Origin of the sequence: Stappia sp. BW2 (genome assembly GCF_008107695.1) — a bacterium.
Taxonomy (GTDB): domain Bacteria; phylum Pseudomonadota; class Alphaproteobacteria; order Rhizobiales; family Stappiaceae; genus Roseibium.
Window position 1 is genome coordinate 1,463,378 of record NZ_VIRG01000070.1, and the last position, 15,782, is coordinate 1,479,159.

The 15,782-nt window shown below is 56.6% G+C and carries 13 protein-coding genes and 1 tRNA gene; 3 read left to right on the forward strand and 11 right to left on the reverse strand.

Annotation, left to right across the window (positions count from 1 at the left end; genetic code table 11):
• The first annotated feature begins 265 nt into the window (after positions 1 to 265).
• Positions 266 to 1,480: a tetratricopeptide repeat protein gene (locus FMN63_RS25745; RefSeq protein WP_148586930.1), complete on the forward strand. Its 1,215-nt coding sequence runs from the start codon at positions 266 to 268 to the stop codon at positions 1,478 to 1,480.
• A 19-nt stretch (positions 1,481 to 1,499) separates the two neighbouring features.
• Here FMN63_RS25745 and FMN63_RS25750 read toward each other — a convergent pair whose 3' ends face one another.
• The 4 genes from FMN63_RS25750 to FMN63_RS29940 form a co-directional block, all read right to left on the reverse strand.
• Complete coding sequence (locus tag FMN63_RS25750; protein ID WP_148586931.1) at positions 1,500 to 2,792, reverse strand: RsmB/NOP family class I SAM-dependent RNA methyltransferase; 1,293 nt, start codon at positions 2,790 to 2,792, stop codon at positions 1,500 to 1,502.
• A 50-nt stretch (positions 2,793 to 2,842) separates the two neighbouring features.
• Positions 2,843 to 4,345, reverse strand: a complete 1,503-nt coding sequence (guaB, locus tag FMN63_RS25755; protein WP_148586932.1) for an IMP dehydrogenase — start codon at positions 4,343 to 4,345, stop codon at positions 2,843 to 2,845.
• A gap of 207 nt (positions 4,346 to 4,552) precedes the next feature.
• On the reverse strand, positions 4,553 to 5,260 hold the full coding sequence (locus FMN63_RS25760) for an RlmE family RNA methyltransferase (protein ID WP_148586933.1): 708 nt from the start codon (positions 5,258 to 5,260) through the stop codon (positions 4,553 to 4,555).
• Positions 5,257 to 6,267 carry a Ppx/GppA phosphatase family protein gene (locus tag FMN63_RS29940; protein ID WP_286192767.1) on the reverse strand — a complete coding sequence of 337 codons (1,011 nt, stop codon included), beginning with the start codon at positions 6,265 to 6,267 and terminating at the stop codon, positions 5,257 to 5,259. Before FMN63_RS29940 ends, FMN63_RS25760 begins: the two co-directional genes overlap by 4 nt.
• 1,004 nt (positions 6,268 to 7,271) lie before the next feature.
• Between FMN63_RS29940 and FMN63_RS25770 the strand changes: the two genes are divergently transcribed.
• Positions 7,272 to 7,345 (forward strand) — tRNA-Gln (locus FMN63_RS25770).
• A gap of 67 nt (positions 7,346 to 7,412) precedes the next feature.
• Here FMN63_RS25770 and FMN63_RS25775 read toward each other — a convergent pair.
• The 5 genes from FMN63_RS25775 to FMN63_RS25795 are packed head-to-tail and all read right to left on the reverse strand — an operon-like array spanning position 7,413 to position 13,013.
• On the reverse strand, positions 7,413 to 8,651 hold the full coding sequence (locus FMN63_RS25775) for a hypothetical protein (protein ID WP_162530109.1): 1,239 nt from the start codon (positions 8,649 to 8,651) through the stop codon (positions 7,413 to 7,415).
• 6 nt (positions 8,652 to 8,657) lie between these two features.
• Entirely contained in the window at positions 8,658 to 9,386 is a 729-nt protein-coding gene (locus FMN63_RS25780) for a TfuA-like protein (RefSeq protein ID WP_148586935.1), read from the reverse strand.
• Entirely contained in the window at positions 9,380 to 10,552 is a 1,173-nt protein-coding gene (locus tag FMN63_RS25785; RefSeq protein ID WP_162530110.1) for a YcaO-like family protein, read from the reverse strand. The genes FMN63_RS25780 and FMN63_RS25785 overlap by 7 nt, the downstream gene beginning before the upstream one ends.
• Positions 10,553 to 10,603: 51 nt before the next feature.
• Positions 10,604 to 11,020: a hypothetical protein gene (locus tag FMN63_RS25790; RefSeq protein WP_148586937.1), complete on the reverse strand. Its 417-nt coding sequence runs from the start codon at positions 11,018 to 11,020 to the stop codon at positions 10,604 to 10,606.
• A gap of 25 nt (positions 11,021 to 11,045) precedes the next feature.
• A complete protein-coding gene (locus FMN63_RS25795; protein WP_148586938.1) occupies positions 11,046 to 13,013 on the reverse strand; it encodes an SARP family transcriptional regulator in 1,968 nt (655 codons plus the stop codon).
• Positions 13,014 to 13,156: 143 nt separating this feature from the next.
• Here FMN63_RS25795 and FMN63_RS25800 point away from each other — a divergent pair, with 143 nt between their 5' ends.
• Positions 13,157 to 13,657, forward strand: a complete 501-nt coding sequence (locus FMN63_RS25800; RefSeq protein ID WP_148586939.1) for a hypothetical protein — start codon at positions 13,157 to 13,159, stop codon at positions 13,655 to 13,657.
• A 219-nt stretch (positions 13,658 to 13,876) separates the two neighbouring features.
• On the opposite strand, the gene FMN63_RS25805 is transcribed toward FMN63_RS25800, so the two are convergent.
• Together FMN63_RS25805 and argE are read right to left on the reverse strand one after the other, a co-directional pair.
• Positions 13,877 to 14,605: a GntR family transcriptional regulator gene (locus FMN63_RS25805; protein ID WP_148586940.1), complete on the reverse strand. Its 729-nt coding sequence runs from the start codon at positions 14,603 to 14,605 to the stop codon at positions 13,877 to 13,879.
• The gene (argE, locus tag FMN63_RS25810; protein ID WP_148586941.1) at positions 14,602 to 15,777 is read right to left on the reverse strand and encodes an acetylornithine deacetylase; all 1,176 of its coding nucleotides are present in this window, start codon (positions 15,775 to 15,777) and stop codon (positions 14,602 to 14,604) included. Before argE ends, FMN63_RS25805 begins: the two co-directional genes overlap by 4 nt.
• Positions 15,778 to 15,782: the final 5 nt, after the last annotated feature.

Genomic DNA, 15,782 nt, shown 5'->3' on the forward strand with positions numbered 1-15,782 from the left:
GCCAGCTTTTAACCGGTCTTTTCAGTAAATTGAACCCGAATTTCACACCAGTTGCTGTCCCGCACAATATTTTACCAGCGTAGTCGCTTCCATGGCATTCCTGTGGCCTAAGTTTGGCTGACGGACGTTTCCGGCGGACAAGCTGTGTACGGCTGAATTTCGCTTTTGACCGGGGCCCACCCGCTCCTTAGGTTAACCATAAGCCCCCTGCTTCGTCTCCGGTGAGACAAGCTGCAGGCAGGTGCTTTTAGGAAAAACGACCCAGATGACCGCAGCCGCCCGTAAAGCGTTCGAAGAAGCCATTGCTCTGGAGAATTCCGGCAATCTCGACAGGGCGTTGGTATCTTATCTCAAGGCGCAGGAACTTTCTCCCGACGACACGGAAATTGCCTATAGAACGGCATCCGCCCTTCTTCAAACCGGGTATCTGGACGAAGCACAATCGCAGCTGCGCCGGATTGTCTTTGCCGAACCCGATCATTTGAATGCGCGCGCCAGCCTAGGCAATTGCCAGCTGCTGCTCGGCGATACGGTGAATGCCCAGCAAAATTTTGCAGATGTGCTCGCCCTTTCGCCCGACAATCGCAATGCCCTATATGGTCTTGCCAGCGTGTTGCTGAAGGAAGACAAGCCCGAGGAAGCCGCCGCCCCAGCCAGACGGCTGGTAGAGCTTTTGCCGGATACGCCGGCGGTCTTGTCGCTGTTTGCCGACACTCAGGCACGTATCGATCAGAAGGCGGCGGCGATTGCGGCCTACCGGAAAGCCCTCAAGGCCGATCCGGATTACGGACCGGCGCTGATCGGGCTTTCGCAGACACTGTTGCTTCGAAAACGGTTTGACGAAGTTATCGAGCTGACCATACGCGCAAATGAACGCGCACCGGCCGATCCGCTGCCGCTTGATCTCTTGTCCGATGCTCTGGTTGGGAAAGGCGCATTGGAAGATGCAAGGGAAGCCGCCCTTGCCGCTTTGGAACTTTCTCCCCGCTCCATCCCGACGCACGTCCGGCTCAGCAGTATTGCGCGCAAGTTTGGCGATCATGGCGCTGCGCTGAAACACGCCCTGGCTGCGCATGATCTGGACAAATCGGCGAAGGAGCCTCTCAACGCTCTGGGGGCTGCTCTGGCAGCTCTGAAATATTCGAACCAGGCCCGTTCCGTCCTTACGGCCATGTCTCGCGGTGACGGCCTTGAGCCAGCAATTCGCAAACTTGTTGAAGGCCTGGCCGACGCCGACAACAACAAGACCGAAACCAAGGCGGTGACGGAACAGTCGCATTCGGCAGAAGAAGATGGGTCTTCAGAAACACCTGACAGCACGCCTTCGAACACTTCAGAAGCTGAAGGCGCACAACAGGCAAAACCAGATCAGGAAAAAGATAAACCCAAAGAGAAGCCTGCCGGGTCAAAACAGCATATCGGCACTGATGGCGATCAGTTGCCGAATGTTCTCGGGCTACGCCGTCAGGACAGATCCTGACGGCAAAAACCGCGAGACATCACTGCTCTCGCTGAAACAGGGCAATAAAGAAACCGTCGGTATTTGTTGAGGCCGGCGTCAGCAAGATATCGCCGCGGTCGGAAACATATTTGGGAAGCTGAGCTTCAGGCAGCGTCTTTTCCCAGATATCCAGTGCGGAAACAGGCTTGAATGACGGATTTTGCTCCAGGAACCAGCTTGCCTGATCCTGGTTTTCCTCGCGAAGGACTGAACAGGTGGCGTACGCAAGCCGCCCGCCCGGCTTCACGTATTTGCTCGCGGCCTCCAGAACACGGCGCTGATCTTCGATCCGATCCTGCAGTGCCTTTTCCGCCAATTTCCATTTTGAGTCCGGCCGACGGCGCCATACACCCGTCCCCGTGCAGGGTGCGTCAATGAACACCAGATCCATCTGACCCGTCAGTTCGTCCAGGCTGGAACTCGCAGGGTCCTTCACCTGAATGTTGCGAACGCCAGCCCGCTGCAGGCGTTCATGGATTGGAGCCAATCTCAGGCGGTCGGCGTCATAGGCATAAAGCTGGCCCTTGTTCTGCATGGCCGCAGCAAGTGCCAACGTCTTCCCTCCTCCGCCAGCGCAGAAATCCAGTACCTGTTCCCCGGGTTTGGCCTGGGCGAGATGCGCTGCCAATTGGCTCGCTTCGTCCTGCAATTCGAACCACCCCTTACGGTACCCTTCTTCAGCCTGAACATGCGGCATGCGGCCAAGATCCGGCTTTGCCTCGATGCGTGCGCCGACGGGTGACAGCGGCGTTGGCTTCGCTCCGGTGTGCGCCAGGCGTTTGAGAACCTTGTCACGATCAGCCTTCAGCGTGTTGGCTCTCATGTCGACAGGAGCGCGCGTTGCCAGCGCCTGCCCCTCTTCGACGGCATTTTCACCGAAGATAGCTTCGAACAGTGGCCACAGCCATTGCGGAACATCTGCCTGCTCATGGGGAGCCGGTGTTTCGTCCTCAGCTGCCGTCAGGCGTGCGATTTCTGTCTTTGACAAGGCCTCAGGTGCGTGATGGTCCTTTTCCAGGACGTCCGTCAGCGCTTCCAGTCCTTTGCCCCAGCTTACGCAATAGGTTGCCATTACGACCGCGCGCGCCGAATTGTCGTTCATCCGCGCGCCAAGAGACGCCTTGTTGCGAAGGGCGTCGAACACGAGGTTGCCAATGACCGTGCGATCACCAGACCCGGCAAACCGGTGCGCGGCGCCCCAGTCTTTCAAGGCGAGTTGCACCGGTCTGTGGCGTGTTTCCACTTCTGTCAGAACTTCTATCGCCGCCGCAAGGCGTCCGCCGTCTTTCATGCTGTTCCTTTGCGGGGGCGCCTGTCATCAGGTGCCCCGATGCCGGGTGATTATACGTTGGACGGGTAGTTCGGGCTTTCCCGCGTAATGGTAACATCGTGCGCATGGCTTTCGCGCAGGCCAGCTCCGGAAATACGCACAAAACGTGCCTTTTCCTGGAAGTCGGGAATCGTTTTGCCGCCAACGTAGCCCATGGCAGCTCTCAGGCCGCCGGCAAGCTGATGCAATACGCTGCTAAGGGGGCCCTTGTAAGGCACTTGGCCTTCAATCCCCTCCGGAACGAGCTTGAGGCTGTCGGTTACTTCTGCCTGGAAGTAGCGGTCGGCAGAGCCGCGCGCCATGGCTCCAACGGATCCCATACCACGATAGGATTTGTAGGAACGTCCCTGGTGCAGATAGACATCGCCTGGGCTTTCCTCGGTGCCAGCCAGCAGTGAACCGACCATGACAGATGCCGCACCGGCGGCAATTGCCTTGGCAAGGTCGCCGGAAAACTTGATGCCGCCGTCCGCGACAACCGGCACACCCTGCTTGTCTGCTTCGTTCACCGAATCCATGATCGCGGTGAGCTGCGGCACACCGACGCCCGCGACAATTCTGGTGGTGCAAATGGATCCCGGCCCAATGCCGACCTTCACGGCATCTGCACCTGCATCGATAAGGGCCTTTGTCGCTTCGGTCGTTGCCACGTTTCCAGCAAGAACCTGAACGGAGTTGGACAGGCTTTTCACCCGGCCAACCATGTCCAGAACCTTCTGGGAATGACCGTGCGCGGTGTCAACGACAAGAAGATCGACGCCTGCGTCGATCAGACGTTCTGCACGTGAAAAGCCTTCTTCGCCGACGCTGGTTGCCGCGGCAACCCGCAAGCGCCCTTGGTCGTCTTTAGACGCATTGGGATTGAGCTGGGCCTTTTCCATATCCTTGACGGTGATCAGGCCGATGCAGTTGCGGTTTTCATCAACAACCAGCAGTTTTTCGATCCGGTTGTGATGCAGTAGACGCTTGGCGTCGTCCTGGGTGACATTCTCGTTCACTGTGACGAGATCTTCTTTCGTCATCAGCTCATGAATTTTCTGGTCCGGATTTGAGGCAAAACGAACATCCCGGTTCGTCAGGATGCCGACCAGCTTGCCACTGGTCTGACCGCCCGATCCGCCGTTTTGCACGACCGGAACACCGGAGATGCCGTATCGTTTCATCAGATCCAGCGCATCCTGAAGCGTCGCGTCCGGTCCAATCACCAGCGGATTGACGACCATTCCGGATTCGAACTTCTTGACCATCCGAACCTCTTCGGCCTGCTGGTCGAGAGACAGGTTGCGGTGGATAACGCCAATGCCGCCAGCCTGAGCCATGGCAATCGCCAGACGACCCTCGGTGACGGTATCCATGGCGGACGAAATGATCGGAATGTTAAGTTCAAGTTCCCGCGTGACGCGGGTCCGCAGATCGACCTCACCCGGCATAACTTCCGAGTGGCCGGGGATCAGCAGGACGTCGTCGAACGTCAGGGCTTGCTGTCCGGTGGTAGGGACGTAGAAGGATGCCATTGCCAATTCCCCTTTGTAAAAAAATAGCTGAGACGCACGCTTTTTTTCAAAAGCCTGCATCTTTCGAGTCGCTTCGGCTGTGCCGGAGAAGTTGGCGCGGGTCAATAACACGCAGGTGACAGAAAGAAAAGGGGGTGCCGACCGCTCTGCGATGTTCGCCCTCGTTCGTAGCTGAAAGCCGGTGTCCGGTATTGCCCGGCAATCACATCAGTCAGGATCGAGATCGCTACCGCGAAAGCCTTTGGCGATCACGTAAAGTTCCGGACTTTCCTTGCGGCTTGCCGGAGGCTTGAGGTGGGCGACTGACTTGAATTCCCGCTTCAGATCGTTCAGCAGAGCGTGCTCCGTTCCGCCACGAAAGACCTTCGCCAGGAAGGAGCCGCCTGGCACGAGGTTGCGTCTCGCAAAATCGATCGCGATTTCGAACAGATGGGTCGTCCGAAGGTGATCTGTCTGTTTGTGACCGGTTGTGGGAGCCGCCATGTCGGACAGGACGACATCCGGCTTGTGCCCTCCCAGAGCTTCCAGCAAGGCTGCTGGTGCATCGTCGTCCAGAAAGTCTTTCTGCAGAAACGTCGTGCCGCGCACGTGGTCCATTTCCAGGTAATCGATGCCGACCACCTTGGGCGCTTCGACAGACGATTGCACACGCTCCACGGCCACCTGGCACCAGCCACCTGGTGCGCAGCCCAGATCGACCACCCGATAGCCGGGCTTCAACACTTTGTGCTTGTCGTCGATCTCTATCAGTTTATAGGCGGCGCGCGACCTGTAGCCGTCCATTTTGGCCCGGCGAACATAAGGGTCATTCAATTGCCGATGAAGCCAGCGGGTTGAGGATTCTCTCCGGCCCGCTGAGGTCTTCACCTTGACATTGAGACCCCGGTCACCCGTTCCTTTTTTGCCTCGGCTCATGTTCTGTTCCTTTGGCGCCCACGATCCTGGCGCGCGCCGTTTTTCCTGTGCGACCAGACACCGTCCGCCGCCATCAATTCCGTAAGAATGCCTTCGCGCAGCCCCCTGTCCGCAACACGCAGACGCGAGCAACTCCAGCGGCGCCGTATGGCTTCCAGAATGGCGCAGCCCGCCAGAACCAGATCAGCCCGATCCGCACCAATGCAGGGATTATCCACGCGCGCCTCATAAGGCATGTCACGCAGTTGATCAATCATTCTGGAGACGTCACCGTCCTCTAGCCATGTTCCGTCAACTCTGCGTCGGTCATAGCGTTTCAAGCCCAGATGAACACCCGCCAGGGTCGTGACTGTGCCCGATGTGCCCAGCATATGCACCCTTCCAGAGGCAATAGCCTCTGTCAGGTTGTTGGCAAGGTTAAAGGCCGAAAGGTGTTCAGCCGCATCCTCGATCATGGCCTCGAAGATGTCTGGGGTCACATGGACACCACCATGCCTTTCGGCGAGATTGACCACGCCGACAGGCAGGGAAATCCACGACCGGATAAAGCGGGTCAACGCATAGCCTCGCGCGCCGCAACGGTTGCGCAGATCCAGCCAGACGATTTCCGAAGAGCCGCCACCAATGTCGAACAGAATCACACCGTCTGCATCGTGATCCACAAGCGAGGCGCAGCCGGCAACGGCGAGCCTGGCTTCCGTCTCGCGATTGACGACTTCCAGAGCCAGTCCTGTTTCCGCCTGGACCCTCTCGATGAAAGCGGCGCCATTTTCTGCGGCGCGGCAGGCTTCGGTCGCAATTAGCCTGGACCTGACAACACCTCTGTCGGCAAGTTTCCGATGGCACTGCGCCAGGGCATCGATGGCCCTTTCCATTGCGGCGTCGCTCAACAATCTGTTGGAGTCGACGCCTTCTCCAAGGCGAACAATTCTGGAGTAAGCGTCGACGACACGAAATCCCCGCTCTTCCGGCCGGGCGATCAAGAGGCGGCAATTGTTGGTTCCCAAGTCGAGCGCGGCATAAAGTGGCGCACTGAATCGGCTTGAAGGTCTTTCATAGGTCGCGCCGCTTCGAGCCCCGTCCCCTTGCTCCCTGTGGCCGGAGGGAAAACGGTTTTCGCCGTTCCTGCGCGAACGTGTCTCTTGGTTTCGGTCCACTGGCGTAGATTGGCTACGACCGGTGGACTGCGGAGAGACCGCAATGCTGGCTTCTGCATTTTGAGCAGCAACAGACTGTTCAGCACCTCTGGAAGCCTGTTTGCGGCGACGACCACGCCTGCGCGCAGCTTTCTTGCCTTTCAGACTGGTTGCTGTGTCTGATTGCGGTTGCGATCCATGCTGAACAGAAGAGCCATGTGCTGCGTCCGCGCCGACCGGTTGCGCACCTTCAGCCTTCTGGGTGTGCCCGCGTTTTCTTTTCTTGCGGCGCTTCTGGGATGATGACGCACCCTCCCCCTTGCGCGCAGGTTGCCCCTGCACGGAGAGTGCTTGGTCGACGGGTCCGTTCACAGCCTTGGACGGATTTTGCCCGTCCGTTGGAGGCGCACCATTTTCGGCACAGTTCGCCTGTGCCGCAGGATTGCCTTTGGGGCCCTTGCCGGACTTGCGCTTTCGGCGCCGTCTGGACGGTCCCCTGGACTCCATGGGAGCCCCGCTGGTTCCGGACACATCAGGGGTACGACGCCCTTTTTCGGGCGGTTCCTGACCTGACTGAGTCACGTTATTGCCTTTCAGATCTTCAGAGCTTCCGCCGTTTCAAAGGGGCGCTTCTGAAGACCGCGTCTTTCGTTGACAAAACTGTAACAGGTTGCCCGTCGCTGGAAAAGCTCTCCGTGACACGAATGCATGCAGTCTTTCGCCAGACTTTCCACAGGTGTTCGATTTCAGAAAAAAGTCCGAGGCAGGTCTTGCAATCGCCGATGTGATAGATGTATATGCGGCACACCAATCGGGAGCGAGACACCCTTCTTGCTCACTACCGATCGATTGGCAGCTCATCTGATGAGCCGTGTTGGGGAATAGGTTAACGGTAGACCCACGGACTCTGACTCCGTTAGTCCTGGTTCGAATCCAGGTTCCCCAGCCAACTTTCTTCCAAAAACAGTAGATAACTCACCTCTGAAGCGCTTTAGATTCAGGGCGGTTTAACCGGTTCATGGGAGCCGGCTGATGACTTTGGAAGCGCAGCGGAGTGCGCCGTTTGCGTGGGCGAGGCTTTCCCAGCCGTTGACATGTCTTGGCTCGAAACCGAGATCTTTCCAGATCCTGCTATTCTCCAGATCGTATTCCGTGAATCGCTCATCGTCGCCGAAGCACGGTAGCCACATCATTGGTTTGTCGTTTCCCTCCCGGATGGCGTTTTCCAGCAGGATATTGTTGTAAAGGCGTGGGCGGACTGCGTTTTTGACGTCAGTGCCAAAGGGAACAGGGTTGCGGATGATCTCAAAGCCCTGATCCCTCAACCAATGTTCGGATGCATCGAGCAGCCGCTTTTCCCTTTTTGCCTTGCTTGCCGCTTCAGGAGCAACAGCCACGGGATCTGCGAGCAGGAGCAGGTTTTTGCCGTTGAGCCGGAGCCCTGTCGGCGAAACATATCTGTCGACGTGGCTTTCGCAGCGTTCGATCCTGGTTACCAGATCCGGCCGAAGCTGCGTCAGCTGCAGGGCTCTTTGCAAAACCGTATGCGATACGACGAGGTCTTCTTTCCGGTCGTGATCAAAGGCGGTCTCGTTGTCGGAACTGGTGTTCCTCAAAAGGACAGATGGCTTTTCTGTCAGGTCATTTCTACGGTATCCCCAATAGCAGACAGGCCTGTGATCGAGTTGGTTGATGCGCCTGTCCGCCTCGAGCAACGTTCCATCGCCGCCAAACTTCGAGGCCGCAGACCTCAACCGGCTCGTTTGTCCAATGAGTCGGAAGTCCTCGCCGACGATCTGGTCGCCCCCCGGCAGAAACAGCGGCAGGTCATGGCAGGCAACCGACAGGTGATCTGCGAGCAGCGATGGCAAGGTTCCATCGGGCCAGTCGCATTTCGGCGCACCCAGTCGCAATTCGTTACCATGGGCTTGAACAAGGATGGAATCCTGCGCCCAGATATCCGCGCTTTTCAGAGGGGCGCCCTTCGCCAGGATAATCTCATGGTGGCAGGAGGTTTGCTGATTGAGCCAGGTTTCCGCTGCCGCTTCATTGCAGGCGTCGGTAAAGACCAGGATCGAAACGGCAGGTGGCATGGCTTGCAGCAAATTGCCTATCGCAGTGAGGATCTTCGCGGCGTGTGGATTTTCAGAATCAAACACTTTGTTGGGCAGGGAGACCGCGAACCTGTCAATCAAGCCTCCGCAATCCGGAACGATTGACCATCTGGTATTTGCCTCGATGCTCTCCATTTTCATAGCCTGTCACCTGCCGAAAATGTCTTTTTCAAGAGACTTAAGAAACAGGGTGTTCTGAAGTTTCCAATTGGTCGGACCATCGTCGTTCTCAGGTTCGGTGATTTCTTTGAGCATGAGCAGAAGCTCTTCCGCATCGTTCCGTTTCGAACTGCGCTCAAACTCAGGAAGCTTGTCCATGAACCGGGCACCTTCGTTTTCAGACAGTCCGGCATCCTTGATCACCTGCGGCCAGGTTCGTCTCGTAAAATGCAGGCCGGTTGCAGCGTTCCGTAAACGGTCGTGGATGCTCTCGGAGATGAAGCCCTTTTGAACAGCGGCAGAGAGTGTCGATTCAGCATCCACCATTGCCAACGTAAGCGGGCAATAGCCCAATTCCGCCGGCGCATGGGTGACTGCCACGTCGGCGTCGGAAAGGCGCTTACCTGCCCGATAGTCTTCAAAGATCGATCCCACGCCGACCATCCCGAACACTGAACATTCGGCCGCCCGAAGCGCCCCCATGCTGGCAGCGCCGAAGATGCAGCAACCGGCCTGGAGAGCGAACAGGATCTCCTTGTGCCAGACAGATGGGGTCGAGTTGAAATACCCGTCAATCAGTCCGATCACGGTTCGCCCCTCCCCCGCCGCACGCAGGATGTCACCTCGCGAGGCGGGAGGCCGAACGTCCAGCCCTCCCAAAAGATCACCGGACAGTCCATGGATGCTCGGACCGGCGAAGACGACGGGTTTTAGCATGCAGTGCTCAGCACTTCCGTCGTCAGCAGGATCGAATTCATGGACATTTCAGAAAAGCTGCCTGAATGCGCGTCCAGACCTTTGACAATCGCTCGAACGACGTGAACATCGGGAACAGGTGATTTTAGCGGGAACAGGTAAGCATCCTTGACGCCGGCTGCCTGCATCAGTTTCAGGATATCCTGCCAACACATGGAAGAGTTTTGCCTGGCCGGCTGTAGCTCTGTTTCAAGCTGCGCAAGAGTGACGAGCGGCGGTTGCTTGGTGCTTACGCCCTCCTTCGACTGCTGAAAGCGCTCCATCGCAAGATCATCGCGTGCACCGGCTATGTCTGTCAGGCGCGATTGTACCGCCTCCAACAAAGCCGAAAGTATGGCTTCGGCAACAGTGGTTCGGCAGGCAATGCCGGCGGGAGCCCGTGAAATGACACCAGTCGGACCGTTCACCTGGCGCGATATCACAGCGGCAATCACGGGCAACTTGACGCGACCCGGCAGAGCATAGACGTGAAGATCAAGGCCAGCCTTGGCCACCTTGTCCAATATGGTGTCGAGATCCGAATCTGCGCCCCTGTAGTCTGTCACTTCACGGACGTTGTTGACGGACAGGCCGAAGGTGTCGACCAGGCTCGATGCATCATGTTCCACAAGTTCAAGCAATGCGTGTTCGATTGCCTTGTCGATCGAGAAGTGAGCTGCCAAGCCCTGTGACGTCATGCGGAACGCTTGTCGATCCCACGGCATATCGCTTCGCATGTCCATTCCGACGAGTTCATAAGGCGCGAAACGCTCCTCCCCGGATATCAGAGACGTTCCGGGAACCCAGGCACGCTGGCGTGTCGGATCAAGTTGATGCGAGTTGACCCTCGCCAGATCGAAGAACGGTATGACTTTTCTGTGCTGGCGCGCCATATCTTCAATCGTCGCAAATTCAGTTACGTGCTGTCGCGGTTGTTCCGCAACGGCACATTCCACGGCTTCCATGACCGCCGAAATCTTCGCCTGGTCGTCCGTTACGCCTTTCCCTTGCGAAATGGAAAGTGACCGGGAATTTGGTCTGGTCGCAAACCAGACGGGTATCCCGATCGTGTCCAGTCCGGTGATCTCACCCAATCTGGTAATGCCGAAGCTGCGCAGGAATTGCGGAGAGAAAGGATCGCATTGCACAACGAATACCTCCTGTAGCGCCATGATTTCGCGGTGGTGATGCCTTGCGGATCAATCGTCCGAAAGAACTGCGTCCTGAAGCGATTCGGAATTACCCAGGCCTGAACCGGTCTTGGAGACCGGGTCCTGGATCGGAGCCCAGCTCAGCCTGTTGAGGTCCCAATCGCTGTCGTCGACGTCCGTCAGAAAGGCAAAGTCGACGTCGGAAATGGTGCTGCCCTGCTTGATGACCTGGTAGATACCTTCCGACTCGACCTGGCTGAGGCTGGTTTCCGGATTACCGTCACTTTCGGCAAACAGAACGCGGGCGGCGGCAGCGATCTTGGCGTAACCGTCCACGCCAGCATTTTGTTCCTCATACCTCATGATTGTTTCATGAGAGACCCGTGACACGCGCAACGGATCCATCCTGAGGAAGACGACACCGTGACCACGTTTTCCAATGACGTAAAATGATGATTGAGCCATAATTTTCTCCTTTTAATACCGTGCGTTAGTCGAAACCGGCGAGTCTCAGGCCTTCCAGAAAGATCCTGTTGTTCTCGGGATTTTTGTCTGGTTGGAAGCGAACGATTTCTTGTGCGGTCATTCCTGGATAAACATCCATCAGACGCCGCGCGTATTGTCTTGCTGCCTCTATCTGGCCGTCGAGTGCAAGGCTCGCTGTCAGCACGCGCAATGCCGGCTCCTCGTCTTCCATTTGTTTGCAAAGCCGGACCGCTTCAGCGTAGTCAGCCAGCTTGAAGGCAATGCTGGCTCCTGCCCACCAGTAGATATCCGGTGCGAGCGGGTTCAGGTCGATCGCGTGCTTGAAGCGTTTCCAGGCTTCCTTGGGCTTGCCAAAATGTGCAAGTGCGTCTGCGTGCTGGATAAGCAGGTCCGAGGAATTGGGGCTCAGTGTTTCGGCTTCGTGGAATTTTGCTTCCGAGGACGTGTAATCGCGCTGATACAACGCAATGACGGCCGCCATCCAGTAACCGATGCCGGCAGATGAATCGATTTCGATGGCTGCATCGGCTTCCGCTTTTGCCCGATGAAGAAGGTGAGGATCCGTTCCCCCGAGCAGCAGCCATTCCAGTTGCATCGTCTGTGCGATGCGCGCACGGGCAATCGACAGATCCTTGTCATAGGTCAGGCCCTGGCGAAACTCTTTCCGCGCCCGGCGTATCATGCTGAGATTGCACGTCTTGATGAGGTTCTGCCCCCTTAGGACATGCAGATAACTCTGAGCATTGATCGCCCGCCCAGTATCAAGCATCTGACGCTCAATCTGCTGGGCAAGATTGGCTGCAACGGTTTTCGCCAGCAGCCGGAATGTATAGTGGAGGTCGTCGGGCTCCATGGAATATTCGGCAGACCAGACGATCTCGCCAGTGCCGTCGTCAAGAACAGTGAAGGAGATCCTCTGGCTGCCGGGGAGCAGGAAACTCTGAACAGAGTAGTTCGACCGGATCTTTTCCCATTTGCTGATGTTTCCTCCACGAAAGTCTCGCATCGTGCTGAAAGGCGACACCACGACGAACGTCTTGAACCGGGAGAAACTGTTGGCAACGTCCTCGACAAACGCTTCCGCAAGCTGAGCGTCAGGATGTTGATCAATATGGCGCGGCGACGAAAAAGCGACTCGCGGAACAGGGGCCTTCTGTGGGGCCGCAGCACGCTGCTCTACAGTTTTGACACTCGCCGGAACAGTCGTTCCCTGCCCGGCCGGCTTTCCACTGACATTGCCAGGAACGCCCGGCAAGGACGGATTGAGAACCGAATTCATCAACCGGTCGATACGGTCGACACCATCCTGGTCTCCACACCGGCCATAGGCTTTTGAAATGATCCGGTAACATTCGGGGCTGTCTGGCTCGAATGCCAGAAGCTTGTCGGCAATCTTCGCAATGTTGCCGCCTCGGTCAGCGCCGAAACGCGTCGTTTCCTCAAGCGCTGCCGCCGCTCTGTTGAACAGCTTTTCCCGGAGGCTCGCACGCTCGGTCAAAAGCCACAGATTGAGTTGTTCACCCTCAAATTCCATTCCGTCAAGCAATTCGCCGCCGAACTTTTCGATGCCGGCCATCATGCCCTCGAGATCGGTTGCGCTGCATGACTGAAGAAAAGCGGACAGATCAGAAGCTTGTGCCCCGGGGCCAAGGCTGACTCTCGTCTGGGTCGTTTCGATAAGTGGTCCGGCTTCAGGCTGGCGGCTTTGAACCCTCACCAGCAATTGCCGGAGATTCGCCATCGCTCTGGACTGAGAAACATCCTCCCAAAGCAAGGCTGCAACTTTCTGGCGAGCGAGTTCGTTGCCGGGAACCAGAAGTAATACTGCGAGCAGTGCGTATCCCTTGGCAGGGAACGGGGTATTCCGTGAATAATACACTGACGGAACGCCAAGTAGTCGAATATTAGAGTCTGAACTACTTTTATTCATCACTATACCCCTTGTGATTTTTTCTAACACAGTTCCCCGCACAGAAGAATACCAGTCCTATGCGCGTGTCACGCCGGTGTGACGGTGCAATTGTGACTGTAGGCATGCCGGCGGGACGAAGTGTGTTGACGCTTCGCGGCTAAAAGCAAAACACTTCGTATTATCAGATAGTAAGGAAGCCATTCATGTCTGGTAAGATCTCCTTCAGGAGGAACTACGCAGCATACGGAGACAATGTTCGACCATTTGAGAGAGCTAACGACATCGGTTCCGTTATTACGGAGTTTCTTTGGTACGAAGGCGCCCCATTTTATCCATTTGGCGACTTGGTCTCTGCGACTATCAGTTCCGTTTGGCTCGGTGCAGGCGAGCCGACGAAAGATGATGAGGACAATCTGGACCTCGTTTTTAAAATGCCCGAAAGCGACGGAGGCAATTTCTTTGAAATCGTTCTCAGGTCGAGCGGTGGGACCTCTTACGGGGGGTGGGCCTGGGGTCAGGATTTGGAAGTGACCGACACTGTTGTGTCCGGCCACAGGGTCCTTGTGGCCCATGCAAACGAGCTGTGCGTCTTTTTGGAATACTCCCTTGAAAAAGGAAAATACGTTCAAAGAAATATAGAATCTGATTGTAAGGTTTCCACTTCTACGGTCAGAAGATTGACCAAGATATCAAAGAAACACTGAGATTTTTTAGACCTTTTGAAATCCCGCTGAATATTAGAATTAAACTTGACTGCATTATTTTTAGGTTGTTGCACTTAAATAAGTTCAGAGAAGTTTGTTCATCTTCTTTGAAAGCCCAGGCTCCTCCCGGAAGCATACGATTGTCTCCCACCACAATCGCTTCCGGGGGCGGTCCTGTTCAGCTCCGTCATTTCCAGCGTATCGGGGACAAACACATTGCTAGCTAGCCTTCAGGTCGGCACTGCGTTGTATGGCGGTTTTGAGCCGGTTGAACCCCATGGAGAGATGGGCTCGCCGTATCAACGCTGCGGCCTGATAATCACCAAGACGCACAGCATTTGCGATTTCCACGATCTCACCACAGAAAATAGTGACCTCTTTCGGTAGATCCTTTTCATCGATCAACGTCAGCCAGATCCGACAGGTCCTGTAAAAGAGTTTTTCCGAAACGTCCCGCAGTGGTTCGTTCAGTGTCAACTGCTGGAAAGCATGAAAGAAATCGATATTCAAGCGGGCGAAAACTGCCCGGTCCGGTGCCGCGCTCAGTCGTTCGGCCCTGCGCTTGAGGCTGTCGAACAAGGCCACCAGTTTCTGATCGAGTGGACGTGGACAGAGCCTGCCCGTCAATTCGTTCAACTCCAGTCTGAGTTCGTAGACTTGTGAAAGCTCTTGAAGGTCGACTTCCGTTACCAGGGTGCCGACGCCTTGCTGCGACAGCAGAAGTCCGTCGGCTTCCAGGATCTGCAAGGCTTTTCGCAAAGGCGATCGGCTGACGCCAAATTCCGACGCCAGGGCTTCTTCGCTCAATTGCGTCCCCGGTGGATACACAAGCATGCAAATTCTATCCCTCAGGACAGAATACATGATCTGGAATCGTTCCAGCGCGCTGGAGGCCTGGCTGAGCAGTTCTGCGACGTCTGACGACGCGGTCACATCCTGATCGGTCATGGGGCCTGCAACAGGGTTCTTTCCAGCCCCGTAAGCATGGCAAGACACTTGTCGAGCTGTTCGACAGCCAGAAATTCATCCGGCTTGTGAGCTTGCGTGATGGAGCCGGGCCCGCAGACCACGGCAGATAGGCCAAGCGACTGAAACAATCCCGCTTCGGTGCCGAAAGAAACGACATCACACAGGTTCGCACCGGTCAGCGAGGTAACGATATCCCGTGCTTCGTTTTGTGGCATCACGGCCAGTCCCGCCACTTCGCCAATTATCTCCGTAACAATTTCCGCGTCGGGGTAAACGGACGTCATTTGCGGTAACAACACATCCCGGCAGTAGGCCTCAAGTGCCGTCTTTATCTGGAGCGCGTCTTCCGTGCGCACCGGGCGCATTTCCCATTCGACAGCGCAATGTCTGGCAATGACGTTGCGAGCGGACCCACCATCAATCCTGCCGACCTGTAGCGTCGTCCAGGGGGGAGAATACCGTTCGCTGTCCGGCCCGGACTTTCCCTTCATGGTTTCAGCCAGTTGCATCATCCGGGATATGTAGGCAGCAGCAACGTGAATTGCGTTGACGCCCTTGTCCGGTTCCGAGGCATGTCCATCCGTGCCGTGGAAGGCGGTTGTGTATTCGTAACAGCCCTTGTGGCCTTCAATGACCCGCATTTCCGTCGGTTCGCCGATAATTGCCACAGAGGGGCGGATGGCACTTTGTTGAAGTTCTTCAACCAGGTGCCGCGCGCCAAAGCATCCGACCTCTTCGTCATAGGTCAGGGCAACATGCAGCGGCCGCTTCAGGTTGAGCAACGCGTAATCCTGCGACTTGGCGAGCACGGCAGCGATGTAGCCCTTCATGTCGCAGGTGCCGCGCCCGTAGAGCAGCCCGTTGTCTTCCCTCATCTGAAAAGGATTGCAGGTCCATTCCGCCAGATCAGCCGGGACGACATCGGTGTGCCCCGACAAAACGATGCCGCCGGAAACATCTGGTCCTATCGTGGCAAAGAGATTGGCCTTCCTGCCTGTTGCGTCCCTTGAGACTGTCACCCGTGCGCCGGCTTCGCGCAGCAAGGTCGCAGAAAAGCTGATCAGCTCAAGATTGCTGTCCGCGGAGACGGTCGGAAAACCGATCAGCCGGTCCAGAATCGAAATCGTCCGGTTCAACAGGTCCGAGCGCATCTCCA